Origin of the sequence: Halegenticoccus tardaugens, assembly GCF_004116405.1 — an archaeon.
Lineage (GTDB): Archaea > Halobacteriota > Halobacteria > Halobacteriales > Haloferacaceae > Halegenticoccus > Halegenticoccus tardaugens.
In genome coordinates this window covers 156056-179555 of the sequence record NZ_SDIC01000009.1, presented here as the reverse complement: position 1 = coordinate 179555, position 23500 = coordinate 156056, and the positions used below count along the sequence as shown (strand labels likewise).

Genomic DNA, 23500 nt, shown 5'->3' with positions numbered 1-23500 from the left:
AGGTAAAAAGGATTCAGTCTCCGCCGCCGTCCGCTATCCGTTCCGGGGCGACCGCAGGAGCGTTCGAGGGGACGGCGTCAGCGCGTTCGGTTCAACTGCTCCGTTCGCGTCGGCGGTTGATTCGACGGAGTCCCTCGCCGAGTCCCTGCGAGTCGCAGCCGTCCTCGGGGCACTGATAGTACCACCCGTCTCGGGTGGCGCGTCCCTCCGGAAACTCAGAACCGCACTTTCGGCATACGAGCACGTCCCGCCCCTCGATCTCCCGATGTAAGTTCACCCCAGGCATGCCTAAAAGATCACCGGGGTTCGTCTTGAAAATGTCGTTTTTTCCCGGGCGCGCCACTGGGAGACGAAAATCGGCGTCGTCTCCCGATTCGCGGAGAGTGACTATCTCCTGTGACGGTCACTCGCTGCCGAGAATCCCGCGGTGAGTCATCCGCTCGGGGTCGAGCACCTCGTCGGCCTCCGCTTCGGTGAGGTAGCCCTTCTCGACGACGACCTCACGGACGGATTTGTCGCGCTTGAGCGCCTCCTTCGCGACTTCGGCCGCCTTGTCGTAGCCGATCGTCGGGTTGAGCGCCGTCGCCAGCGCCATGCTTCGCTCGACCTGCTCCGCGCAGTGCTCCTCGTTCGCTTCGAGCTTCGCGACGAACCGCTCCGCGAACACCTCCGAGGCGTTCGTCAGGAGTTCCGCCGACTGGAGGAAGTTGTGGGCGAGCACCGGCTTGTAGAGGTTGAGATCGAGCTGCCCCTCGGCCGCCCCGGCGGCGACCGCGGCGTCGTTGCCGACGACCTGCTTGTGGACCTGATTGACGGCCTCGGCGACGACCGGGTTGATCTTCCCGGGCATGATCGAACTGCCGGGCTGGTTCTCGGGCTGTTCGATCTCGCCGAGGCCGTTTCGCGGTCCGGACGCGAGGAGGCGGAGGTCGTTCGCGATCTTGTTGAGCGACCCGGCGACGGTCCGAAGCGCGCCGTGCGCCTCCGCCATCGCGTCGTGGGCCGCCTGCGCCTCGAAGTGGTCGTCTGCCTCGCGGAACTCGACGCCGGTGTCCTCGCTGATGTACGTCGCCGCCAGCTCGGGGAAGTCCGGGTGGGTGTTCAGCCCGGTGCCGACGGCGGTGCCGCCGAGGGCGAGTTCGCCGAGGCGACCCCGCACGGCGTCGACCCGTTCGATCCCTTTCTCGATCTGCGATCGATACCCGCCGAACTCCTGACCGAGCCGCACCGGCGTCGCGTCCTGCAGGTGCGTCCGTCCCGTCTTGACGACGTGGTCGAACGCTCGCTCCTTGTCGGCGAGGGCCTCGCGGAGCGTCTCCAGCGCCGGAACGAGGTCCTTTTCGACGGCCTCCGAGGCGGAGACGTGCATCGCGGTGGGGATCACGTCGTTCGAGGACTGGCCGAAGTTGACGTGGTCGTTGGGGTGGACGATCCGCGAGCCGATCTCCTCGCCCATGAGTTCCGCCGCGCGGTTGGCGATGACCTCGTTGGCGTTCATGTTCGAGGAGGTGCCGGAACCTGTCTGGAACACGTCGACCGGGAACTGGTCGTCGTGTTCGCCGGCCATGACCTCGTCGGCCGCCTCGACGATCGCGTCCGCGACGTCCTCGGGGATCATGCCGAGGTCCCGGTTCGCCTGGGCGGCGGCCTTCTTCACCGCACCGAGCGCGCGGACGAACCGTCGACCGAAGGTGACGTCGCTTATGGGGAAGTTCTCCACGGCGCGCTGGGTCTGCGCGCCCCAGTACGCGTCCGCCGGCACCCGCATCTCCCCGAGGCTGTCCCGCTCCGTTCGGTAGTCCTCGCTCATGCGTGCGTGGACGCGTACCGCGGTGGTAAAACCCACCGATACGGTCGAAGGGCCACGATCGTCGGACGGGATCGACCGCGGGACGGCGGGGACACGGCCGCCAGGACGCTGAATCATTCACTCACAATCGTGAGAAAATAGGAAACACTTAACTTCGGGGATGGCGGAGTCGCTCACGACCTTTCGTGGTGGATTTCGAATGACAGGACGCACATCGAACGGCCTCTCGCGTCGATCGTACATGAAGCTCGCCGGGCTCGCGAGCGCCGGCATGGCCGGACTCGCGGGGTGCACCGGCGGCGATGGGAACGGCGGCGGGGGCGACGGCGGAAACGGCGGCGGCAGCAACCAGCTCGAAATCGTCCACTGGTGGACCGCCGGCGGCGAAAAGGAGGCGCTCGACGCGCTGCTCGAAGGGTTCCAGCAGCGACACGGCGACGTCGAAATAAACAACAATCCCGCGCCGGGCGGCGCGGGAAGCGCGCTCGACACGGTGATCAAAAACCGCGTGCTCAACGAGAATCCGCCGAGCACGTTCCAGATCTGGCCGGGGAAGGCGCTCGCGCCGTACACGAGCAGCGACGTACTGGAGGACGTGAGCGACGTCTGGAACGACGACATGCGCAACGCGTACCGCGAGAGCGTCCAGAACGCCGCACAACCGGCCGGAACGCTCGTCTCGGTGCCGATCAACATCCACCGGCTCAACAACGTCTTCTACAACGTCTCGGTGCTCGAACAGGCGGGTGTTGATCCCTCCGGGTTGAACGACCCGCAGGCGATGGCCGACGCCCTCGACGCCGTCGCGACCGAGACGGACGCGGCCCCGCTGGCGCACTCGACGCAGGACCCGTGGCCGACGCTCCAGCTCTGGGAGACCGAGTTCATCGCCCGCAACGGCGTCGGCGCGTTCGACGACTTCGCCGCCGGGAACGTCCAGCAGCACGAGGGCGCGATCAGGGAGTCGCTCCAGGCGGTCGCCGGATACAGGGAGTACTTCAACGGCGACGCCGGATCGATCTCGTGGGATCAGGCGAACACGAAGATCGTCGAGGGCGACGCCGCGTTCATCCACCAGGGCGACTGGGCCGCCGGCCAGTACGAGGCGTCGGAGGGGTTCGAGTTCGAAAGCGACTGGAACTACGCCCCGTACCCCGGAACCGACGGCGTGTACTCGATGGTGATGGACTCGTTCGTCTTCCCGAAGAACAACCCGTCGCCGGACGCGACCCGGAAGTTCCTCAGCTACTGTGGGACGGCGGACGCGCAGCGGCGATTCAACCCCGTCAAAGGGTCGATCCCGCCGCGAACCGACGTCTCGGGCGAGGAGTTCGGGCCGTTCCTCACCCGACAGATCGAGCAGTTCAAGGCGTCGGACAGCCAGCCGCTGACGATCGCCCACGGGAGCGCCGTGACGCCCGAAGTGAAGAGCAACATGGAGGAGGCGTTCGCCGGCTTCAACGAGAACTGGAACGTCGACCGGGCGTACGAGGGCATCAACAGCGCCTTCTGAGGCGTCGACCATGCGAGGATCCATCGCGCGGCGGCTCCGTCGTCGAACGACGGCGGGGGGCGATTCCGAGTCGGCGAGCACCGACTCGACGACCGACGAGCCCGGACGCCCGATCGCGGACGGCGGGACCGCGAGCGAAGCGGCCGACGTCGGCCGGTCGAGGGGACGCGGCGTGCTCTCGGGCGAGTTCGTTCGATCGCTGCCGTTCTGGTTGCCGCCGGCGCTCTTCATGGGCCTCTTCGTCTACGGCGCGATCGGCTGGAACGCGCTCATCTCGCTGACCGACTGGGGCGGCCTCCAGCCGAACCCCGACTACGGATCGCTCAGCTTCGAGATGTACGCCCAGATGCTCGGCGATCCGACGTTCGTCGCGGCGGCGCGCAACACGCTCGTGCTGCTCGTCGCCTTCACCGTCGTCTCGCTGCTTCTCGGGCTGGGGCTCGCGATCCTCGTGGATCAAAACATCAGGTTCGAGAACACCTTCCGGACGATCTACCTGCTCCCGATGAGCCTCTCGTTCGTCGTGACGGCCATCTTCTGGTCGTGGATGTACAACCCCGAGATCGGGATGGTGAACGAACTGCTCCGGCTCGTCGGACTGGGCGCGCTCACGCGGGCGTGGATCAGCGACCCGAACTTCAAGCTCGGCGCGGTCATCTTCGCGCTGATGTGGCAGTTCAGCGGCTACTGCATGGTCGTCTACCTCGCGGGGTTGCGGGCGATACCGACCGCGCAGTACGAGGCCGCGAAGGCCGACGGCGCGAGCACGCTCCGGATGTACCGGCGCGTCATCGTCCCCCAGCTTCGGGCGTCGACCACGAGCGCGGCGGTCGTGCTCATGGTGTTCGCGCTGAAGGCGTTCGACTTCCTGTTCGTCATGTTCGGCGCGACGCCCGGCCCCTCCGCGGACATCCTCTCCGTGATGATGTTCCGCGAGGCGTTCCGCTCGACCAACTGGGCCTACGGCGCCGCCATCGCGACCGTGCTGTTCCTGCTCGCGCTCGGCGTCATCGGGCCGTACCTCTACGTGCAGTACAAGCGAGGCGATCTATGAGCTCCGAAACCGACACCGCACGAACCGAACCGCGCGGCGCGACCGCCGACGAGCGCTCGCTCGACCTCCGGCGGATCGGCCTGTACGCCGCGCTCGCGGCGATGGTCGCGTTCTACCTCGCGCCGCTCGAAACCGGCCTCACGACGGCGTTCAAGACGCAGGACGCGTTCTCCGGAACCACGCCGTTCGTCCCGCCGCCGCCGTCGGGGTTCACCGTCGAACCGTGGGTCGACGCGTTCTCGCGGCTCCGAGTCGGGCTGTTCAACAGCCTCCTCTTCGCCCTGCCGGCGACGATCCTCTCGGCCGCGCTCGGGTCGATCGCCGCCTACGGGCTGACGAACGTCAGCTGGCGCGGGCAGGTCGGGGTGGTGGTCCTGTTCGTCGCCGGCATCTTCGTCCCGTACCAGTCGGTGCTGGTGCCGCTGACGCAGTTCTGGACGATGGTCGACCTCCCCGGCCTGCTCTCGGCGGTGCCGCCGCTCGCGAACCGGGCGAGCCTGATCGAACTCGCGCTCACCCACACGGCGTACGGGATCCCAATCTGTACGATCCTGTTCCGCTCGTACTACGCCACCATCGACCCGGAGATGCTGGAGGCGGCGCGGCTCGACGGGGCGACCGTCGGGCGGATCTACCGGAAGATCATCCTCCCGCTGTCGGTTCCGATCTTCGCGGTCACGCTCATCTACCAGTTCACGCAGATCTGGAACGACCTGCTGTTCGCGCTGGTGCTCGTCTCGGAGCCGAGCAATCAGGTCGTGACGCTCTCGTTGAACGAGCTGCAGGGCTCTCTGGTCCAGCAGTACAACCTCCAGATGGCCGGCGCGTTCATCGCCGCGCTGCCGACCCTGCTCGTCTACGTGCTCTTCGGCGAGCAGTTCGCGAAAGGCGTCGCAGGAGAATCCTGATCATGGCACGACTCACCCTCGATCACGTCACGAAAATCTTCGACGACAACGGCTCGGAGATCGTCGCCGTCGACGACGTCTCCGTCGACATCGACGACGGCGAGTTCCTCGTCCTCGTCGGACCCTCCGGCTGCGGCAAATCGACGACGCTCCGGATGATCGCCGGGCTGGAGACGGTCTCGCGCGGCGAGATCCGACTCGACGACGAACCGATCGACGGAAAGCAGCCGAAGGACCGCGACATCGCGATGGTGTTCCAGTCGTACGCGCTGTACCCCCACATGACCGTCCGGGGGAACATGCGCTTCGGGCTGGAGGAGTCGACGGACCTCCCGGACGGCGAGATCGAAGAGAAGGTCCGGGCGACGGCGGAGATGCTCGACATCGCGAACCTGCTCGACAGAAAGCCCGCCGAGCTCTCGGGCGGGCAGCGCCAGCGGGTGGCGCTCGGCCGGGCCATCGTCCGCGATCCGGCGGCTTTTTTGATGGACGAACCGCTGTCGAACCTCGACGCGAAGCTCCGCTCGGAGATGCGAACCGAGCTCCAGCGCCTCCAGGAGGACCTGGGGGTGACGACGGTGTACGTCACGCACGACCAGACCGAGGCGATGACGATGGGCGATCGAATCGCCATCCTCAACGCCGGGAAGCTGATGCAGGTTGCGACGCCGCTCGAAGCGTACCACCGCCCGGCCAACCGGTTCGTCGCCGGCTTCATCGGCGATCCCTCGATGAACTTCTTCGAGATGGAGGTGCGCGGCGACCGGCTGGTGGGCTCCGAGTTCGCGTATCCCATCTCGGAGGAGGTTCGCGACGCGATCGGCGGTGCCGAGGCGGTGAGCGCCGACGAGGTGAACGCCGAAACCGTCACCCTCGGCGTGCGCCCCGAGGACGTGGAGATCGTCGCCGAGGCGACGGGGCCGCACGACTTCGAGACGGTCGTTGACGTGGTCGAGCCGAAGGGAAGCGAGAACAACGTCTACCTCTCCTTCTCCGCGGACGGCGACTCGTCGTTCGTGGCGACGATCGGCGGCATGCGGACCGTCGAGGCCGGTCAGCCGGCGATCGCGCGCATCCCCGAGGCCGCGATCCACGTCTTCGACGGCGAGACCGGCGAGGCGCTGCGAAACCGCTCGATCGACGAGCAAGCGGAGACGGAGCCGCAGCTCTAAGTCGTCATCCACCAGCGCCGCTGCAGCCGCTCACCAGCCCTCGGCGGCTCGGATCCCTTCGAGGCACGCGCCGATCGGGTGGTACCCCGGTTCGACCGCCGGCCCGTCGCCCGGCTCGATCCGCTCGTTCTCGCGCGTGAGCTTCCCGTACCAGTTCGCGCGGGGCCGGTTGATCAGGTTCACCTCGGCGTACGCCCAGAGCCGGTCGTACCAGTCGCGGTAGCGATCCTCGCCCGTCAGCTCGGCGAGGATCGCCGACGCGCCGATCGCCTCCGCGACCGGCCAGCCGTGCTTGTCGGTCACGATCGGCTCGCCGTCCCGACCGAACGTGTAGTAGAAGCCGCCGAACTCGTCGTCCCAGCCGTTCTCGACGGCGGCGTCGAACAGTTCGACCGCGCGGTCGACGAGCCAGTCGTCGTCGCGGTGGCGCGCGAGCCCCCCGAGCAGCTTCGCCCACTCGGCGTGGTGGCCTGGCTGGTAGCCCCACGGACGGAACAGGTGGTCCGGCTCGTCGCGGTTGTACGCGAAGTCGTGTTCCCAGTCGGCGGTGTAGTGCTCCCAGAGCAGGCCGTCGGTCGCCGCCGCGAGATCGACGGTCAGGCGGCGGGCGATGGCGACCGCGCGGTCGAGGTGCTCCCCGTCGTCGGTCGCCTCGTAGGCGGCGAGCATGGCTTCGCACGCGTGCATGTTCTCGTTCTGGCCGCGGTAGTCCGACTCGTCCTCCCAGCCGGGCCCGAACTCGCTCGCGCAGAGGCGGTGCAGCGGCTCCCAGAACCGATCGACGAGCAGATCGGCCGCGTCGTCCACGGCGCCCTCCGATCCGGGCACCGAGGCCGCCTCCGCGCAGGCGGCGGCGAGCAGAACGAACGCGTGGCCGTAACACGACAGGGTGCGATCCGCCGGTTCCCGCCCGTCGAGGAGCCAGCGGTAGCCGCCGCTCTCGGGATCGCGGTGGCCCCCGTCGAGAAACGCGAGGCCGTGCGCGGCCGCGTCGAGCCACCGGTCGTCGTTTTCGCCGACTCCGAGCGTCGCGGCGACGCCGAAGTTGGCGACGAACCGGCACGTCGCCACGAGGTGTTTCGGATCGGGGTCGTAGATCGAGCCGTCCACCTCGTCCAGTTGCGCGACGTACCCGCCGCGCTCCTGGTCGATGCAGGTCGGGTAGTAAAAGGACAGTATCCCCGCGATTTCGTCGCGGAGTCGAGACGGGTCGCGGTGCGGGTCGGAACGCATATGGCGGACGTTCGCACGGCGCGGCACAAAAGGGTGCGGACGGTGGAGCGTGCCGTCGCGTTCGTATCGCCGGCGTGCTCCGGCGCGCGCGTCGGCCGGCGGTGCCGCCTCACGCCGCGCCGCGCTCCTCGTACTCCTCCGGCGTGTAGGTCTTGATCTCCATCGCGTGGATGTCGGTCGTCATGCGCTCGCCGAGGGCGTCGTACACCATCTGGTGTTGTTGAACGAGCGTCTTCCCCTCGAACGCGGGGGCGACGACGACCGCCGCGAAGTGGGCGTCCTCGTGGTTCTCGTCGGGGCTGCGCGGCCGCGAGACGGTCGCCTCGGCCCCGTCGATCTCCGCCTCGATGAGCGCTTCGATCTCTGCGAGGTCCATGTCGGGACCACCGTCTCGACGGATAAAAACCGCGAGGGTCCGTCCGCGGGGAACGTCGTACAGGGCGGCATCCGGCTCAGTTTATGCCCGCTCCCGGCGTATCTCGACGGATGAGCGAAAACCCGAGTCTGACCGACAGAATCGGCCGCGGCGTCGACGGACCGACGGTCGGGTGGTGGGCGTTCGCGTTCCTTCTCGCCGGCGTCGTCGGGTTCGTCCTGTACTCGTTCGTCGGGACGGCGGTGTTCGGGCTGTTCGTCTACTACGTGGCGCGTCCGGTCGCCCGCCGGATCGAACGCTACGTCGGCTCCTCGGGGGTGGCGGCGCTGATCACGATCCTCGTGATCGTCCTCCCGTTCGTCGTCGTCCTGATCGCGGTTCTCGCGGTCGGGCTGGGGCAGCTCGGATCGGTCCGGATCGCCGACCTCGAGCGGTACGTCGACCCGTTCCTGCCGAACGTCGACGTGACCGCCCTGCCGAGCGATCCGCGCGAGCTGTTCGCGTCGTTCCAGGCGCTCTCCGGCGAACCGACCGTCCAACTGGGGATACAGAAGGCGCTGGAAGCCGGCGGGACGTTCGCCAACGGCCTCTTCCACGGCTTTCTCGTGCTGACGTTCGTCTTCTTCGCGCTCCGAGACGACGGGCGGCTCGCCGACTGGTTCCGCGGGACGATCGCCGACGAGGGGACGACCCTCCACGGGTACCTCGCCGCGGTCGATCGCCAGCTTTCGACCGTCTACTTCGGCAACATGCTCACGGTGTTCGTGGTCATGATCGTCGCCGCGCTCCTGTACAACGGGCTGAACCTCGTCGCGCCGCCGGGCGTCTCGATTCCGATCGCGACGCTGCTCGCGGTGATCACCGGCCTCGCGACGTTCGTCCCGCTCGTCGGCAGATCCGCGGTGTACGCCGTCGTCGGCATCTACCTCGTCTTCGTCGCGATCCGGACCGATCCGACGACGCTCTGGTTCCCCGCGGTCTTTCTCGCGGTCACGATCGGCGGGCTCGACACCCTGATCAGGTACTTCGTCCGACCGTACCTCTCCGGGCGGTCGCTCCACACGGGGCTCGTGTTATTCGCGTACCTACTCGGGGCCGCGCTCTTCGGCTGGTACGGCGTGTTTCTGGGCCCCCTGATTTTGGTCGTCGTCGTCGAGTTCCTCCGCTCCGTGTTTCCGCGGCTGCTCCGCGGTGAACTCCGCGACGAACCCGCCCGAACCGCCCCGCCCGCAACGACGAACGACCGAGACGCGTCGACCGATCCGGGCGCGGGCTTCGACGGGGCTTCCGAAACGTGACGCCTTCCCCGACCGCCAGCGTCGCGCATCGTCGCGCATCGTCGCGCACCGTCGCGACGCGGGATCTCTGCCGGCGGGATTCGGATTACGGTATCGGAGGTTTCAGGGCCGCAAAAACGAATATAATGATAAATTTGATAGATATTTATCCTCCCCGGGCGCGTACACCGATTCGGTGAAGATCAAATGAGTACAGAAACCCGGAGCGACGCGACGGCGGAGCGGACGAACGCGGTACCCGACAGCTGGCGGACGCTCATGATCGGCGGCGCGGTCATCGCCGCCCTCGGCGTGCTCGCAATCGCGTTCCCGTTCGTGACCGGCATCTCGCTGTCGCTCCTGCTCGGTGCGGTTCTGATCGTCGGCGGCGCGGTCCACGTCGCGCACGCCTTCGCCGCGAAGGGGTGGAAAGGCGTCGCCGTGCAGGTGCTCCTCGCGGTGGTCTACCTCGTCGCCGGCATCGGACTCATGGCGAACCCACTCCTCGGCCTCACGACCCTGACGATCCTCCTCATCGGCTACTTCCTCGCCGACGGGGTCGTCGAGATCGTCATGGGCCTGCAGCTCCGACCGGAGGCGAAGTGGGGCTGGGTCGTCGCCAGCGGCGCCCTCTCGTTCGTCGTCGCCGGGCTGCTCCTCGCGAGTTTCCCGAGCGCGGCGCAGTGGGCGGTCGGCCTCCTCTTCGGGGTGAACCTGCTCGTCAGCGGGCTCTCGATGATCATGGTCGCGATGAACGGACGTGACGTGGCGCGGAGCGGCACCGCCCCCATGGCCGGCGCGCGGGGTGCGTAGCACCGAAACGCGCCTGTTTTCGAACGCACGCCCCGACGAACCGCGGCCGCGGTACGCTTTTCTCCCCGAACGGCGACGCTCTCCTCATGACGGACGTTTCGGAGGTCGTCGCCTCCCACCTGCTCGACGAACGATCGGCGACGATCCGCGCCGTCGTCGCGTGCGCGGACACCGTCGCCGACGACTGGGACGGGGGCGCGACGACCGACCGCGACCTCGTCGTCCCGCCGTTCGAGACGACCCTCCGGGAGGCGGGACTCCCGTCCGCGCTCGCCGACGCCCTCGCCGGCGCGGTCGACGCGTCGGGCGCGGAGTTGCGGGCCCCGCCGGTCCCCGCGTCGCCGTACGTCGTCGTCGCCAGCACCGGCCCCGTGCTGCGCGCGACGCTACCGGAGGGACGTCTCGTCGTCCGGTTGGACGTGTTCGCCGTCGAGCGCGACGGGGGCGTTCGATACGTCCGAACCGGTTCCGAGCCGAGGGACGTCCTCGACGCGACGCTCCGGTAAGTTCGACGCGACACTTCGATGATCTCGACGCGACGCTCCGATGTGCGTCTCGCTCTGCGGCCGAATCGACGGGTGCCGACGCCCCCTACGTCCAGCGATCCAGACCGGTCTGCACGAGCGACTCCTCGATCCGGTCGAAGCCGCGCTCGACCTCGTCGAGGTCGACCTCCCAGGTCTCCGTCACGTACCGGCGCGCCGCGTCGACGTCGGGGTCGATGTCGGCGTCGTAGTCGTAGTCGTCCGTGACGGGCGGGTCGAGAAAGAGGTCGCGGATGCGATCCGCGAAGTCGACGTGGAGGCCGCGGGCGTCGAGCACCCCCCAGAGGTCGCCGTGCTCTTTGACCGCCTCGAGCGCCGTCTTCGGTCCGATTCCCGAGACCCCCGGGTTGAAATCCGTGCCGCAGAGGATGGCGACGTCGACGAGCTGTTCCCACGTGATGTCGTGCGCGGCGAGCGTCGCGTCGAGGTCCATGAGCTCCGGGTCCCCCTTACTCGTGAGGCCCCGAAGCGTCAGGGGCGCGCCGAAGAGCAGCGCGTCGTAGTCCTCGCTGCCGACGTAGTCGGCGTCGCCCGTGCGAGCCATGTAGGACGCCTGCGCCTCGCCCTCCGCGGGGGCTTCGATGTACGGCACGTCGAGGAGGTCGAGGAGCCCGCGGCTCGTCTCGTGGATCGTCGACGTGAGGCGCTGGGTCTGCGATTCGAGCCGCGCGGCCTCGATCTTGTCGCCGCGTTCGAGCGCCTCCTCCAGTTTCTCCTTCGCCTTCCGCTTTCGTTCCCGGCGGGACTCGATCTCGTCGTCCTTTAGCTCCGTGACGCCGCCGTCGAAGACGAAGACGGGCGCGATGTCGTGTTCGAAAAACCGCGGGAGGCCCTGCACCAGCCCGACGAGGTTCGCCACCTCCTCGCCGTCGGCCGTCGTGTACACCTCCTCTCTGGTCCACTTGACCGTCGTCGTCAGGTAGCGGTAGAGCCAGTTGTGCGCGTCGACGGCGACGACGCTCCCGCGGACGTCGCCGAGGGAGACCTCCGACAGCGCCGCGAGTTCGCGCAGGTCTGCGTTTCCCATCGTGATCGTCTTCGCGCGCGAGGGGTTTCAAGCTCCCGAGTCGGGGCGGCGAGCCGCGTTCGCGTTCCCTCCGTCGGGCACCTCAACGAGATCCGGCGGGTCCGCGCCCTCCTTCGCGTCGAGAAAGTCCCGTTCGACCCCGCCGAGGTCGCGGTCGCGGAACACGTCGAAGCCGCACTGGTAGGTCGGCCGATCGCGCTCGCCGGGGCGTTCGAGCACGAGTTCGGCGAGACCGGTCCGCCTGCCGGTGTAAGCGAACCCCGCCTTGTACAGCGCCTGGTAGGAGAACGGGTTGTTGACGGCGATTCGGAGCCGCCTGTAGCCGCGCTCGGCCGCACGATCGGCGACGAACGCGGCGAGCCTCGCGCCGAGGCCCTCGCCGCGGCGATCCGCGCGAACGGTGACGTACCGGAGCCACAGGACGCCGGGATCCGTCCGGTCCTCGTTGAACGCGGCGGCGGCGAGGACGCCGTCGTCGAATTCGGCCGGATCCGGCACCGCGGACGCGCGCGACGCATCGACCGCTCCGTCGCAGGATATCGGCGCGTCGCCCGCGGGGTCGTCGTCCGCCGAATCACCGCCCGATCGATCGTCGGAGCGGCGGATCACGGCCTTCCCGGTGGTCGACATCACGAACTTCCCGGCGTAGCTGAACCGGCGGTAATCGAGTTTGAGCGTGGGTTCGTCCTCCTGCCAGCCGACCAGGGCGAACTCCATGCTCCCGCTATGCGGCGGAGCCCTAAGAGCCCAAGGCTTCGTTCCCGCCGGTCGAACCCGGCGCGTCGTCGCCGCAAAACCGGATAGTAATTAGGCCCCCGAGAAAACGTCCGGTATGGCGAACCCAGTCGCGTCAGCGTTGGAAAAGCGCGTGGATCGCGGGACGCTCCCGTTCGCGGTGGGCGACGTGCTCGTGATTTCGGGGCTTTTGACGTTCGGAACGATCAACCACAGCAGCGTCGAGTTCGTCGCCGACAACCCCCTGTACCTGCTCGGGGTGCTCGCGCCCTTTCTCATCGCGTGGGTGCTCGTCGCCCCGCTCGTCGGGGCGTACTCCGCCGGCGCCGGCGAGTCGGCGAAGGCGTCGGTTCCGCTCGTGGTCCGGTCGTGGATTCCGGCGGACATCCTCGGCGTCGGTCTGCGCGCGACGCCGTTCTTCGAGGGGGGCGCGGCGCTCACCTTCGTCGCGGTCACCCTCGTCACCGGCGTCGTCGGCCTGGCCGCGTGGCGATACCTGATCTTCCTCTTCCGGTGAGGCTCGGTTTCGTTCGGTTTCGTTCCGTTCCGTCTCGTTTTTCGGCCGTCCGATCGCTCGTCGAATCAGGCGCGCGTCCGAGCCAACAACGTTCCGAGCGCCGACGCCGTCGCCGCGAAGCCGGCGAGCGTGGCGAACAGGACGGCCGGCGTCGCGTACGTGAGGATCGCGCCCGCGACGACGCCGCCGAGCGCGCCGATGCCGAAGACGCCGAGGTAGGTGTACCCGTACGACAGCCCGCGCGTGCCCGACGGCGTGTACTCCGCGACGGCCGCCTGGTACATCGGCTGGACGAGAAAGAGGGAGAAGCCGAGGAGCGCACCGATCGCCAAGAGGGGCGCGGTGCCGAGGTTCGCCACGGGGAGGAACGCGAGCGCGAGGACGGCGAGGCAGGCGAACGCGGCCGTGATCCCCCGCTCGACCGGGATTCGGTCCGTGAGCTTCCCGCCGACGTACTGCCCCGCGACGCCGACCATCAGCAGGCCGGAGTAGAAGTACCGCTCGGGGTTGATCTGCCGCCCTCCAGTCGCCTCGACGCCGAGCGCGTCGAGCGCCCCGCCCGGGAGGACGGCCGCGATCGACACCGGTTCGAAGCCGGGGAGGTCGGACAGGACGACCGGCATGAACGTCAACACGCCGCGATAGAACAGCCCGGAGCACAGCACGATCGCGAACACGACGACGAAGCTCCCGACGAACAGCGCCCGCGACTCCGCGAGGAACTCGGGGAGCGTGTCCACGCCCGTCGAAGCCTTCGATCCGGACGCCGTTCCCGTCTCGCCCCCGTCGGCCGCGACGGCGGCGGTCTCGTCGAACCGCGCGCGCGCCGCATACACCGCGGCACCGAGCGCCGGAACGGCGAGCACCCCGGCGACGACGTGCCAATCGAGAAAGAGGAGCAGGATCGCCGTCAGGAGCGGACCCAGACCGATGCCGACGTTGCCCGCCATCCCGTGGTACGCGAAGCCCGTGCCGCGCTCCTCGACGCCCTTGCTGATGAGCGACAGGCCGGCGGGGTGGTAGACGCTCGCCGCCGCGCCCCAGACGAGCAGCGCGAGCGTGATCACCACGAGGTTCGGCGCGAGACCGAGCAGGAGGAACGACGCCGACATCCCGAGGAGACAGAGGGCGATCAGTCGGCGGGAGCCGACGCGGTCGACGAGCACCCCGCCGGGGAGCGCCCCGACGCCGAAGAGGCCGTACCCGACCGTGACGACCACGCTGAGGGTCGCCGCCGTCACGTCGAACTGCGCCACGCCGAGATCGATGATCTCGTACTGCGAGAGCCAGATCGTGACGAAGATCGGGATGGCCAGCTCGTAGGTGTGGACCATCCCGTGGGCGAGCATCACGAGGGCGACGATGGCGCGATCGTTCCGGTTCACCGTGCCCCACTCCGAGGAGCCGGAGGTTTAAGCCTCCGATCCGGGCAAGGTGACTCGCACGCTTGGCGCCGTGGGGGATTCGCCCGCGAACTACCGAGTTAGCGCCTCTCTAGCACGATATCTCCATAAGTTATAGAAAACTATGCACGAACTTGTCACGTGATTACCCCGTGGCTATGGGAAAGAATTATATGAGTCCTCCCCATACTATGTGATGTATTATGACTGGATACTATGACTACGTGCTCGGCCTCATCCCGCTTGCGCTGCTCGGAATCACACTCACCCTCAGCGTCGTCGGGTTCCCCTTGACGACGGCCGTGCCCGTCGCCTCGGGCGTTTCCGGTCTCTTCATCGGGCACGCCCTCTTCGTCAGGAGTCCAGTCGACCCGACCGCGCCCGCGGCGTCGCCCAAGACGCAGCGGATCAACGCGGACTGAACGCCCGGCCCTTTTCACCCGCATCGTTTTGGTCCTTCCCGCCGTCGCTTGACCCATGACGGAGACGGTATTTTTGACGAGCGACGACGTGACCGGGCTCGCCACGCCGGCGGAGTACGTCGACGCCGTCCGCGACGGCTATCGCCAGCGAGGCGAAGGCGCACCGGCGGAACCGCGGACGATGCTCGAACGCGACGAACCGCGCGGGATGCTCACCACGTACGCCGCGATACTCCCCGAGACGGGGGCGATGGGCGGCTACACGTACTCGGCCGGCTTCGGCGCGAGGGACGCCTGGTTCGTGACGCCGCTCTTCGACGCCGACTCCGGCGAGCCGCTGGCGCTCGTCGACGGCGCGAGCATGAATCCGTTCAAGACGGGCGCGGCGGGCGCGGTCGGCGTCGACGCGCTCGCCCGCGATGACGCGGAGACGGTCGCGATCATCGGCAGCGGCGCGCAGGCGCGCGGCCAGCTCCGCGCGGTCGACGCGGTGCGCGACCTCGACACCGTGTGGGTGTACTCGCCCACGAAGGAGAACCGCGAGCGGTTCGCCGGGCGGATGAACGAGCGCCTCGACGCGAGCGTCGCCGCGGTCGCCTCCAGCGCCGCCGCGATCGAGGGCGCCGACGTCGTCATCACCGCGACGACCGCCTCGGAGCCGGTGTTCGACGGCGACCTCCTCGAACCCGGCGCGCACGTCACCGCGATGGGGCAGTACCACCCGGAGCGGCGAGAACTCGACGCGACGGCCGTCGCGCGCTCGACGTACGTGCTCGACCTGCGCGCCCGGGCGACGCGCGACGCCGGATCGCTCATCCGCGCCGTCGAGGAGGGCGCGGTCGGCGAGGACCACGTTCGCGCCGAACTCGGGGAGATCGTCGCCGGGGTGGCCGAGGGCCGTACAGACGACGAGGAGATCACGGTGTTCGACAGCGGCGGGACCGGCATCGAGACCGTCGCCGCCGCGCACATGCTGTACGAGAAGGCGCTCGACGCGGGACTCGGGACGACGGTCGACCTCGCGCCGGCGAGCGAGGCGCTCACCGGAGAGTGAAATCCGGCTTATTCCGATCGAGGATCGGGCGTTCACGCCCCCATCGACCACTTCGCCGTCCGTCGGACGCCAGCGAGCACGCGCGGCAGCGGCGCGAGCAACGCCGGAATCAGCGCGACCGGGACGACGACGCCGACCCACCACCGACCGGTGGCGAGTTGCGCCGCGCCGCCGAGGTACGAGCCGAGACCGAGGAGCCCGCTGTAGTACGCGGAGCGGATCGGCAGCGTCACGAGGTCGCCGGCGGCGGGCCAGCGCCCGTCGCCGACGTACCCGCCGCGGAACGTTCCCACCGCGAGCACCGTCGCGACGAGCGCCGCCGTGGCGGACAGCGACACCGCGACGGGGTTCGGCGCGAAGAGCAGGAGAAAGAGCGCGGGCATCCCGAGCACGCACACCTCCATGCCGGCGAAGAAGACGTAATCCAGCCACCGCTCGACGCGGGCGGTCACCGTTCGGTTCGATCGGTGAGCCACGCGCGAAAATCCGGGTTCGACGCGCTAAACGGTTACTCTAATTAGAATTTTTATATATTTCGCGACGACGATCACTGGAGCCGGTAGCGCAGCAGCGCGGCGATCCCGCCGAGGTTCTTCAACTGGTCGCCGGGCGCGAACTCGACCGAGAAGACGGTTATCTCGCCGCCCTTGCGCTCGACCGTTTGGATCACCTCGTTCACGTCCACGGTCCAGTCGCCGCGACCCTGTCGCTCCTCGCGCAGCCGCTCGTCGAGCACGAGCAGCGTCTCGACCGCGCCGAACTCGGCCGCCTCGGCCACCTCCTCGATCCCGTAGGCCGCCTTCGCGCCTTCGGCGATGCGCTCCATCAGCTCGTCGATCAGCGTCGCCTCCTGCGCGATGCGCGTCTCCGCCTGGATCTCCTCCAGCGCGCCGCGCTTCAGCACTTCGTGGACGCCGCGGCCGCCGCTCGCGCTCGTGTCGACCGTCGTGACCTTCTCCGCCACGTCGGGGTAGTTCTCGTCGAGATAGTCCTTCGCGTCCTGCTTGGTGAAGCCCGGTCCGGCGAGGACGATCGCCGCCACGTCGAGGTGCGACAGCGCCGACCCGAGTTCGGCGAACAGCTCGTCGCGCGGACGGGCGTACTCACCCTTCCCCGTCGGCCGCGTGAACGAGGCGTACTCCTCGACGCCGTGCTGGGCGACCGTGTGGACGTACGCCTCGCCCTCCTCGACCGTCGCGATGGCCACGTCCGGGTTTTCGGCGGCCTCCTCCGCCTCCTCGATCCGGTCGATCTGGTCCGGCTTGAACCACTTTTCGATCGTGATCTCGGAGTGTTCCTCGACGTTCAGGGTGTGGTGCTGGTTGAGCACGTCTTCGCGGGACGCCGACCTGATGACGCCGCCCACCCGCAGGCGGTTGGCGAAGCGGGCGAACTCCACGTCGTCGACCTCGATCGTGGCGTTGATGTGCTCGCGCTGGCCGCCCGTGTCGCGCATCTGATCGTCGGCGCGCTGGATGCGCCGGGTGGTGTCGCCGGTGACGAGATCCCCCGGTTCGAGGACGTAGGAGAGGTGCCAGAGGTCGTCGACGTTCTCGGGCACGAGCGTCAGGCGCTCGCGACCCTCCTCGCCGCGACCGCGGCTTACGATTCGCATGCTCGGTGGGTCGCGCGCGAGGGTAACAACGCTTGCCTTCTCGCGCGCCGTGAACGGGCGGGTGCGACGGAACTCCCCGATCAGCAGGCGACCGTCGACGCCGCGACCCCTCGGCCCCACACGGCTGCGGCGAGCACCTCGGCGTAGAACGCGAGGAAGAACCCGATCACGACCGGCGTGAGCGGCGCGGCGACCGCCGCGGCGACCGTCGCGACGGCGACGCCGGCCCACCACGCGACGAAGTAGTCCGCGTCGATCGCGGCCCTTCGGATGGTTCGAAGCTCGAACGCGGCCCGAAGCCGGCGTTCGACCGCGTAGTTCGCGAGCGCGGCCGGCAGGAGGTAGGCGAACGCGAGCGCGACGAAGAGCGTCACCGTTCCCCCCGCGAGCACGCCCGCCGTCGCCGCAGCGCCGAGGTCGCCGGTTTCCCCCGCCCGCGTGACCGCGCCGCCGACGGTCACGAGGAGCACGACGGTCGGGACGAGCAGGTACGCCGCGGCGATCCCGACCGCCGCGAGCCCGTCGCGCCCGAGCCGCCGCCAGTCGTCGAACGTCGGCGGGTCCGTCGCGCCCCGGAGCGCGTCCCGGCCGCCCGTCGACGCGTGCGCGAGCACGCGAACGAGGTAGCCGGCGACGAACACGAGCGGGACGACGGGGAGAAACGCGGCGAGGAGGTGCAATCCGCCGCCGACGAGCAGCGTCTCGACCGCGTCGTCGCCGCGGAGCGGGTAGCGGAGCGCCTCACGGAACACGGACGGTCCCCCGTCGGTCGCGGGACGACCGGTTCGGACTCATTCGGTCGGATCCTCCGCGCCGCCCCAGACGAATCCGTCGGCGGCGACCGCCTCCGGGTCCGTCTCGTCCGCGGGGGTCCCCCCGTCGTCGAGGTCTCTCCCGCCGTCCGGCGTTCCCCGCACGGTCGGTCGTCCTCTCGCTCTCCGTCGCGCGTCGATCGTTCGACCCGTCTGGATCTCCGGCGGGACCTCCGGCGGGATCGCCGGGTCGAGGGTCGAGGCGTCCGCCGTCGAAGCGTCCGAGTCCGAGGCGGTCGAATCGGCCGCCGGACGATCGAGGTCGACGGCCGTCGACGCCGCCCGGCCGTACGTCGCGTGGGCCGCAGAGCGGACGTAGAACGCGAGGGGAAACCCGACGACGAAAAGCTCCAGCGGGAGGGCGAACGCGAGTCCGACGACGAGGACGAGCGAGCCGACGAACCAGCCCGCGGCGTAGTCGTCGTCGCGGGCGACCCGCAAGACGGTGCGCGGGGCGAACGCCGCGCGCAGGCGGCCGGTCGCGACGAGGATCGAGAGCGCCGCCGGACGGACGTAGACGTAACAGAGGAGGTACGAGGCGCAGAGCAGGCCGGTCAGCACGATGAGAGCCGAGACGGCGGGGTCCGCGCCCGGGAGCGCGTCGAGCCGTCCCGACTCGGAGGCGTAGGCGACCCCGCCGGCGAGGCCCGCGAGAAGGCCGACCGGCAGGAGATACCCGAGACTGAGCAGCAGCGACTTCCCGCCGTCGGCGACGAGGTCGCCCCAGCGGACGAACGAGGGCGTCGCGGGGTCGCCCCGGATGCCGGTCCGGACGGCCCCGACGTAGTACCCGCGGAGGACGAGCGGGGCGACCGCGACGAAGGGAGCGAACGCGAACGCGAGCGGCGTCGTCGCGACGCCGACGAGGAGCAGGAGGGGCCCGACCGTCGAAACGAACACCAGCACTCCGCCGAGAAAGACGGTCGAGACGGCGTCCGGCGTCCGCGCGGGCGCGTTCAGGGCGTCGCTGAACATTCGGTCGACTAGATGAATCGCGGGCACATAACGGTACCCCAGTTCGACGTGGGTCCGCCGGGCACGCGTTTCACCGCACGAAGTGCGAACCGCCAAAAATATCATATATACGTCTTTTTCGGCGCGCGACGCGCGAATAGTCACCGACAAAAGAGGTCGTCCGATACCAATCGTCCGAAAAAAGTCCGAACCGCGTCAGACCGCGGGTCGTTCGTCGGTCAGCTCGCCCTCGCGCATCTCCACGGGGTGGAGCTTCGCCCAGGTGCGCCCGATGATGTAGTACGCCGCGACGGCCGCGTAGAACGACACGAACGCGCCGACGACGAAGCCGACGAGCGGAATCGCGTTCAGCAGACCCGAGACGGCCCCGCCGGCGACGACGACGAGGAAGGCGTACAGCCACCCGGTCGCGTAGGTGCCCGACGCGAGCACCGGGCGGAGGTCGGAGACGGCGAAGCCCGCGCTGAGGCGGTCGTGCTCCGCGTAGTTCGCGAGCGCCGCCGGGATCACGTACGCGGCGAGCAGGCCGAACACGAGCGCGATCAGCGCGCCGACGAGCGCGACGATGCCCCCGAGGGTGCTGACGACGCCGGAGTCGCCGGCCGACGCCCCGATGACGCCGAAGGCGACCAGCGCGACGCCGACGACGGCCGGCACGAGACCGTAGATCACCGCGATGACGGTGCCTTTCACCCCGTCGACGAGGAGGTCGCCCCAGTCGTCGAACTCGGGGGCCTCGTCGACGCCGCGCATCGTCGCGCGGACGACGCGCAGGAGGTAGCCGACGACGGCGAACGCCGGGATCACGAGGAAGGACAGGAGGGTGAGGAGCCCCCCGATGAGGACGGTCCGGACCCAGTCCTCGCTGTTCCGCAGGTAGGTGAGTGATTCGCTAATCATGGTTGATCGGAGAACGTAGTCACTTCGACTCGGGTAGTTCTCACCGCAGTGATACGTGCGCCGAGGGATTAAAGATTTCTTCGGAGTTCGGACCGATTCGGTCTCGACGGGCGTCGAACCGTCCGATTTCGGGACGATCGCTCCGGAGTCACTCCTCGACGATCTCGCTGCCGCCCGGCGGGAGGAATTCCTGGATGAGGTCGGGGCTCGCCACCTTCCGGACGAACGACTGGTCGGCGAAGCGCTTTCGCAGTTCGCGGTAACACATCTTCGCGGCGTCGTTCTGGGCGTACCGACCCGGTTCGAGTCGGATCGACGTCTCCGCCCGCGATTCGATCGCCGAGGGCGGGCCGCCGACGACGCGCGTCTCCGGTTCGCAGACGATCCCGACGGCGACGCCGACGGCGACGTCGCGGTAGTACGTCCGATCGCCGCGGATCGCGAACCCGCCCTTTTCCAGATATTCGCCGCTCTCCGGCGTCTTCGACACCTGATCCGGCGTGACGAGGTACGCGTCGTCGGCGAAGCGGCCGTCCTTCCACACCGAGGAGTAGGAGACGGCGAACTGGGCAGCCTCCTCCCTGCTCCGCTCCGGGATGTCGACGTTCCGGGCGGGCTCGCTCGGCCCGGTCGCCTTCACGATGGTCACCGGACCGCCGTGCGCCTGCGTGTGGACGAACAGGTCGTTGCCGCTCATGTACTTCTTCACCAGCTCCTCGTTCTGGTCGGCGTTGCGCCCGCCGATGACGAGAAAGCCGTCGCTCGTGTGGAACCACCGGAACCGCTCGTACCACTGGTCGTCCCGCCGGATCGGGACGGACGATCGGGAGAGCCAGTCGATCTCCCTCGACTCCTCCTCCTCGTCTTCGTCGTCTTCGTCGTCGTCCGCGTCCCACTCCTCGCGGCGTCGCTCGACCGCGTCGAGTTCCTCGCGCGTGTCCTCGATGGCCGCGAGCGCGCCCTCCTTCTTCTCGGCGATGCGCTTCGCCTCGGTGTAGAGGCGGTCGGCGTTCTTCTCGACGCCCGTGGACGCGTCGAGGTCGATCCGCGTCCCGTCTATCTCGACCGTCACCGTGCCGGTCGATCCGTCCACGCCCCTGACCGCCTCAGCGGCGGGGATGCCGCGCTCCGCGCCCGCTTCGAGCTTCGCCGCGATGTCGTCCCACGGGACGCCCTCCTCTCGCACGCCCCGGACCGTCGAGAGGATCTCGTCCGCGAGTTCGTAGTTCGCGTAGAGCAGCTCAGCCTTCTCGCGCTCGGCCTGCGCCTGCTCTTCGAACCCCTCGATCGCACCCTCCTGCTGTTCGATGATGCGCTTTTGTTTTGCGATCTGTTCTTCGAAGTCGGGTCGGTCGTTCCCACCCCCGCCCGACCCCTCGTCCGCCGCGAGATCGAGCCGGTAGAAGTAGTCGTCCAGCGCGGCGTTGAACGAGTCGAAGCCGACGCTGTCGAGCTCCGCGTACTCCTCCAGCGGGAACGGCGTCACGTCCACGACGCGCCGGGAGCGACCGTCCCCGCCGTCGCTGGGCTCTCCGTCGTCACCGTCCCTTCCGCCTTCGTCGCCCTCACCGTCCTCACCGTCGTCGACCGTCTCGTACACCCGCGGGTCGAACTCCCCCGTTCGGAGCGGTTCCTTGAGGCGCTCTATCGCGTCGTACAGCCTCCGGTACTCCTCGTCGCCGGCGTCGGCGATGTCGAGCGTCTTCTCCACGCCCGCGCGGGTGCACACCTCCTCCGCGTACAGGCCGCCGAAGTTGACCTGCGTCGCGAGCGTCCGGACGACGTCCGTGTCGGACTGGTCCATCCGCGCGGCGAACGCCTCGTAGCTCACGTCGAGGGGGTTGAGTCGAGAGGAGGGAAACTCGTACTGCGACCCCGGCGCGACCGTGCGTGACTTCAGGCGGACGGTTTCGAGGCTCCCCACCACGTCGCGGTTCTCGTCGAGCACGGCGACGTTCCCCCGGCCGAACAGCTCCGCGACGATCTCCGTGTCCCCGTCCTCGCGTTCGAACGAGAAGACGAGGATGCGGTCGAACTCGTACTGTTCGACGCCCGCGAAGTCCGCCCCCGACAGGCGGTTTCGGAGCATCATCGCGAAGTTCGGGGGACGGCCGGGCGCGTCGGGCACGTGCTCCGGTTCGGCGACGTGGGCGCGCTTCACCTCGCCGACCTCGATCAGGAGTTCGACCCGGCCGCGGTCGAAGTCACGAAGCTTCAGCCGCAACAGATCGTCGCCGTAGAGGTACGCCTTGTCGACCTTCGCGCCCTCGTAGCGGCCCAACTCCCTGACGAGGGCGGCGAGGTCGACGCTCGAAAGCTCCCGCTTCGGATCCATACCCCCGCCTACCCGGGGCGACGGAAAAGGCGTGTCGTTGTCGGATGCACGCGAAAAGAACGCGACCGATCACGCACAGTCCACCGTCGGCGAAGGGTCGTCGCCGCCGTTCAGGATGCGGTCGGCGATCTCGCCGAAGTCCGGTGGACTCTCGTCTTCCGGTTCGTCCGACGGATAGTGCGGAACGATTGGCATGCGTTCACACCTCTCGGTTCGGTGAATAATATTCACGTCTCTACACATAACTTTTTCGTCGCCGGTTCGGCGGTGCCACCGAGGATCGTCGGCTCGCACCCGCGTCCGGTTCCTCAGATCTCCTCGACGAGTTCCGACAGCGACCGCACGACGGCGTTCGGGTCGGGGGCGAACGGGTCGTACGGTTCGTTCGAGCGGTTCACCCACGCCGCGCCCATTCCCGCCTCCGTCGCACCGACGACGTCCCAGACGTTCGACGACACCAGCCAGCACTCGTCGATCTCGCGGCCGAGGCGATCCGCCGCGTGCTCGTACGCCGCCGGATCCGGCTTGTACGTTCCGGCCTCGTCCGCGCTGACGATCTCGTCCACGTGCTCGTCGATGCCGACGTTCGCGGCGAGCGGTTCGAGCATCTCCCGGTTCCCGTTCGAAAACACCGCCGTGTCCAGGCCGCTCTCCCCGAGCGCCGCCAGCGCGTCGAGCGTCTCGTCGAACGGATCGAGCTCGCGGTACGCGGCCATCACCGCCCCGATCTCGTCGTCGGTCAGTCCGCGACCGTAGTAGTCGAGCGCGTACGCCAGCGCGTCGGACGTCACTTCCGTCAGCGGGCGGTAGGCGTCCATCGCGACCGCCCGGAACATGTATTCGAGCTGTCTGTCGCGCCACGTCCGCGCGATCTCGCCGACGAGGGGGTCGGGGGCGTCGACGTTCTCGCGGAGCGTCGCCGTGACGGCCTGCGTGTCACAGAGCGTGCCGTACATGTCGAAACAGAGCGCCTCGGGCATGCCTCGGGGTCCGGGCTCCAGCGG

The 23500-nt window shown here is 68.7% G+C and carries 25 protein-coding genes; 10 read left to right on the top strand and 15 right to left on the bottom strand.

Annotated features, from left to right (window positions below; genetic code table 11):
* Positions 1 to 91 precede the first annotated feature (91 nt).
* Both C3L37_RS21170 and C3L37_RS21165 read right to left on the bottom strand, forming a co-directional pair.
* Positions 92 to 286, bottom strand: coding sequence for an HVO_2901 family zinc finger protein (locus tag C3L37_RS21170; protein ID WP_129116533.1), 195 nt, complete (start codon positions 284 to 286; stop codon positions 92 to 94).
* A gap of 117 nt (positions 287 to 403) precedes the next feature.
* Positions 404 to 1810, bottom strand: a complete 1407-nt coding sequence (locus tag C3L37_RS21165) for a class II fumarate hydratase (protein WP_129116532.1) — start codon at positions 1808 to 1810, stop codon at positions 404 to 406.
* A gap of 199 nt (positions 1811 to 2009) precedes the next feature.
* On the opposite strand from C3L37_RS21165, the gene C3L37_RS21160 reads away from it, so the two are divergent.
* From C3L37_RS21160 to C3L37_RS21145, 4 genes are read left to right on the top strand one after another with little or no spacing between them, the layout of a single operon-like run.
* Positions 2010 to 3323, top strand: coding sequence for an ABC transporter substrate-binding protein (locus C3L37_RS21160; protein ID WP_129116531.1), 1314 nt, complete (start codon positions 2010 to 2012; stop codon positions 3321 to 3323).
* 10 nt (positions 3324 to 3333) lie between these two features.
* Positions 3334 to 4377 carry a carbohydrate ABC transporter permease gene (locus C3L37_RS21155; protein ID WP_129116530.1) on the top strand — a complete coding sequence of 348 codons (1044 nt, stop codon included), beginning with the start codon at positions 3334 to 3336 and terminating at the stop codon, positions 4375 to 4377.
* Entirely contained in the window at positions 4374 to 5285 is a 912-nt protein-coding gene (locus C3L37_RS21150; RefSeq protein WP_129116529.1) for a carbohydrate ABC transporter permease, read from the top strand. Before C3L37_RS21155 ends, C3L37_RS21150 begins: the two co-directional genes overlap by 4 nt.
* A 2-nt stretch (positions 5286 to 5287) precedes the next feature.
* Entirely contained in the window at positions 5288 to 6457 is a 1170-nt protein-coding gene (locus C3L37_RS21145; RefSeq protein WP_129116528.1) for an ABC transporter ATP-binding protein, read from the top strand.
* A 30-nt stretch (positions 6458 to 6487) separates the two neighbouring features.
* On the opposite strand, the gene C3L37_RS21140 is transcribed toward C3L37_RS21145, so the two are convergent.
* A complete protein-coding gene (locus C3L37_RS21140) occupies positions 6488 to 7690 on the bottom strand; it encodes an AGE family epimerase/isomerase (RefSeq protein ID WP_129116527.1) in 1203 nt (400 codons plus the stop codon).
* A gap of 109 nt (positions 7691 to 7799) precedes the next feature.
* Positions 7800 to 8066: a BolA family protein gene (locus C3L37_RS21135; RefSeq protein ID WP_129116526.1), complete on the bottom strand. Its 267-nt coding sequence runs from the start codon at positions 8064 to 8066 to the stop codon at positions 7800 to 7802.
* A 110-nt stretch (positions 8067 to 8176) separates the two neighbouring features.
* Between C3L37_RS21135 and C3L37_RS21130 the strand changes: the two genes are divergently transcribed.
* The 3 genes from C3L37_RS21130 (at position 8177) to C3L37_RS21120 (ending at position 10662) form a co-directional block, all read left to right on the top strand.
* Positions 8177 to 9364 carry an AI-2E family transporter gene (locus C3L37_RS21130; protein WP_164974834.1) on the top strand — a complete coding sequence of 396 codons (1188 nt, stop codon included), beginning with the start codon at positions 8177 to 8179 and terminating at the stop codon, positions 9362 to 9364.
* Positions 9365 to 9550: 186 nt separating this feature from the next.
* Complete coding sequence (locus tag C3L37_RS21125) at positions 9551 to 10156, top strand: HdeD family acid-resistance protein (RefSeq protein WP_228546414.1); 606 nt, start codon at positions 9551 to 9553, stop codon at positions 10154 to 10156.
* A gap of 86 nt (positions 10157 to 10242) precedes the next feature.
* Entirely contained in the window at positions 10243 to 10662 is a 420-nt protein-coding gene (locus C3L37_RS21120; RefSeq protein ID WP_129116524.1) for a hypothetical protein, read from the top strand.
* 85 nt (positions 10663 to 10747) lie between these two features.
* Here the strand turns inward: C3L37_RS21120 and fen are convergent, their stop codons facing one another.
* Positions 10748 to 11728 (bottom strand): flap endonuclease-1, encoded by a 981-nt coding sequence (gene fen / locus C3L37_RS21115; RefSeq protein ID WP_129116523.1) that lies wholly within the window; start codon positions 11726 to 11728, stop codon positions 10748 to 10750.
* Positions 11729 to 11755: 27 nt separating this feature from the next.
* Positions 11756 to 12445 (bottom strand): GNAT family N-acetyltransferase, encoded by a 690-nt coding sequence (locus C3L37_RS21110; RefSeq protein ID WP_129116522.1) that lies wholly within the window; start codon positions 12443 to 12445, stop codon positions 11756 to 11758.
* 115 nt (positions 12446 to 12560) lie between these two features.
* Between C3L37_RS21110 and C3L37_RS21105 the strand changes: the two genes are divergently transcribed.
* A complete protein-coding gene (locus tag C3L37_RS21105; RefSeq protein ID WP_129116521.1) occupies positions 12561 to 12980 on the top strand; it encodes a DUF3054 domain-containing protein in 420 nt (139 codons plus the stop codon).
* A gap of 65 nt (positions 12981 to 13045) precedes the next feature.
* On the opposite strand, the gene C3L37_RS21100 is transcribed toward C3L37_RS21105, so the two are convergent.
* Positions 13046 to 14329, bottom strand: coding sequence for an MFS transporter (locus C3L37_RS21100; RefSeq protein WP_228546420.1), 1284 nt, complete (start codon positions 14327 to 14329; stop codon positions 13046 to 13048).
* A gap of 257 nt (positions 14330 to 14586) precedes the next feature.
* Here C3L37_RS21100 and C3L37_RS21095 point away from each other — a divergent pair, with 257 nt between their 5' ends.
* Positions 14587 to 14805: a hypothetical protein gene (locus tag C3L37_RS21095; RefSeq protein ID WP_129116519.1), complete on the top strand. Its 219-nt coding sequence runs from the start codon at positions 14587 to 14589 to the stop codon at positions 14803 to 14805.
* Between the two features lie 55 nt (positions 14806 to 14860).
* On the top strand, positions 14861 to 15859 hold the full coding sequence (locus tag C3L37_RS21090) for an ornithine cyclodeaminase family protein (RefSeq protein ID WP_129116518.1): 999 nt from the start codon (positions 14861 to 14863) through the stop codon (positions 15857 to 15859).
* A gap of 32 nt (positions 15860 to 15891) precedes the next feature.
* Here the strand turns inward: C3L37_RS21090 and C3L37_RS21085 are convergent, their stop codons facing one another.
* The 8 genes from C3L37_RS21085 to C3L37_RS21055 form a co-directional block, all read right to left on the bottom strand.
* Entirely contained in the window at positions 15892 to 16335 is a 444-nt protein-coding gene (locus tag C3L37_RS21085) for a hypothetical protein (protein WP_228546413.1), read from the bottom strand.
* Between the two features lie 71 nt (positions 16336 to 16406).
* A complete protein-coding gene (locus C3L37_RS21080; RefSeq protein WP_129116517.1) occupies positions 16407 to 17474 on the bottom strand; it encodes an mRNA surveillance protein pelota in 1068 nt (355 codons plus the stop codon).
* An 80-nt stretch (positions 17475 to 17554) separates the two neighbouring features.
* Entirely contained in the window at positions 17555 to 18226 is a 672-nt protein-coding gene (locus C3L37_RS21075) for a DUF4013 domain-containing protein (RefSeq protein WP_129116516.1), read from the bottom strand.
* 39 nt (positions 18227 to 18265) lie between these two features.
* Positions 18266 to 19261: a DUF4013 domain-containing protein gene (locus C3L37_RS21070; RefSeq protein ID WP_164974833.1), complete on the bottom strand. Its 996-nt coding sequence runs from the start codon at positions 19259 to 19261 to the stop codon at positions 18266 to 18268.
* A 195-nt stretch (positions 19262 to 19456) separates the two neighbouring features.
* Positions 19457 to 20161, bottom strand: a complete 705-nt coding sequence (locus tag C3L37_RS21065; protein ID WP_129116514.1) for a DUF4013 domain-containing protein — start codon at positions 20159 to 20161, stop codon at positions 19457 to 19459.
* Positions 20162 to 20309: 148 nt separating this feature from the next.
* Positions 20310 to 22496: a ribosome rescue protein RqcH gene (rqcH, locus tag C3L37_RS21060; RefSeq protein WP_129116513.1), complete on the bottom strand. Its 2187-nt coding sequence runs from the start codon at positions 22494 to 22496 to the stop codon at positions 20310 to 20312.
* A 69-nt stretch (positions 22497 to 22565) separates the two neighbouring features.
* The gene (locus tag C3L37_RS25455; RefSeq protein WP_267195351.1) at positions 22566 to 22691 is read right to left on the bottom strand and encodes a hypothetical protein; all 126 of its coding nucleotides are present in this window, start codon (positions 22689 to 22691) and stop codon (positions 22566 to 22568) included.
* Positions 22692 to 22804: 113 nt separating this feature from the next.
* Entirely contained in the window at positions 22805 to 23476 is a 672-nt protein-coding gene (locus C3L37_RS21055) for a haloacid dehalogenase type II (protein WP_129116512.1), read from the bottom strand.
* Positions 23477 to 23500 lie beyond the last annotated feature (24 nt).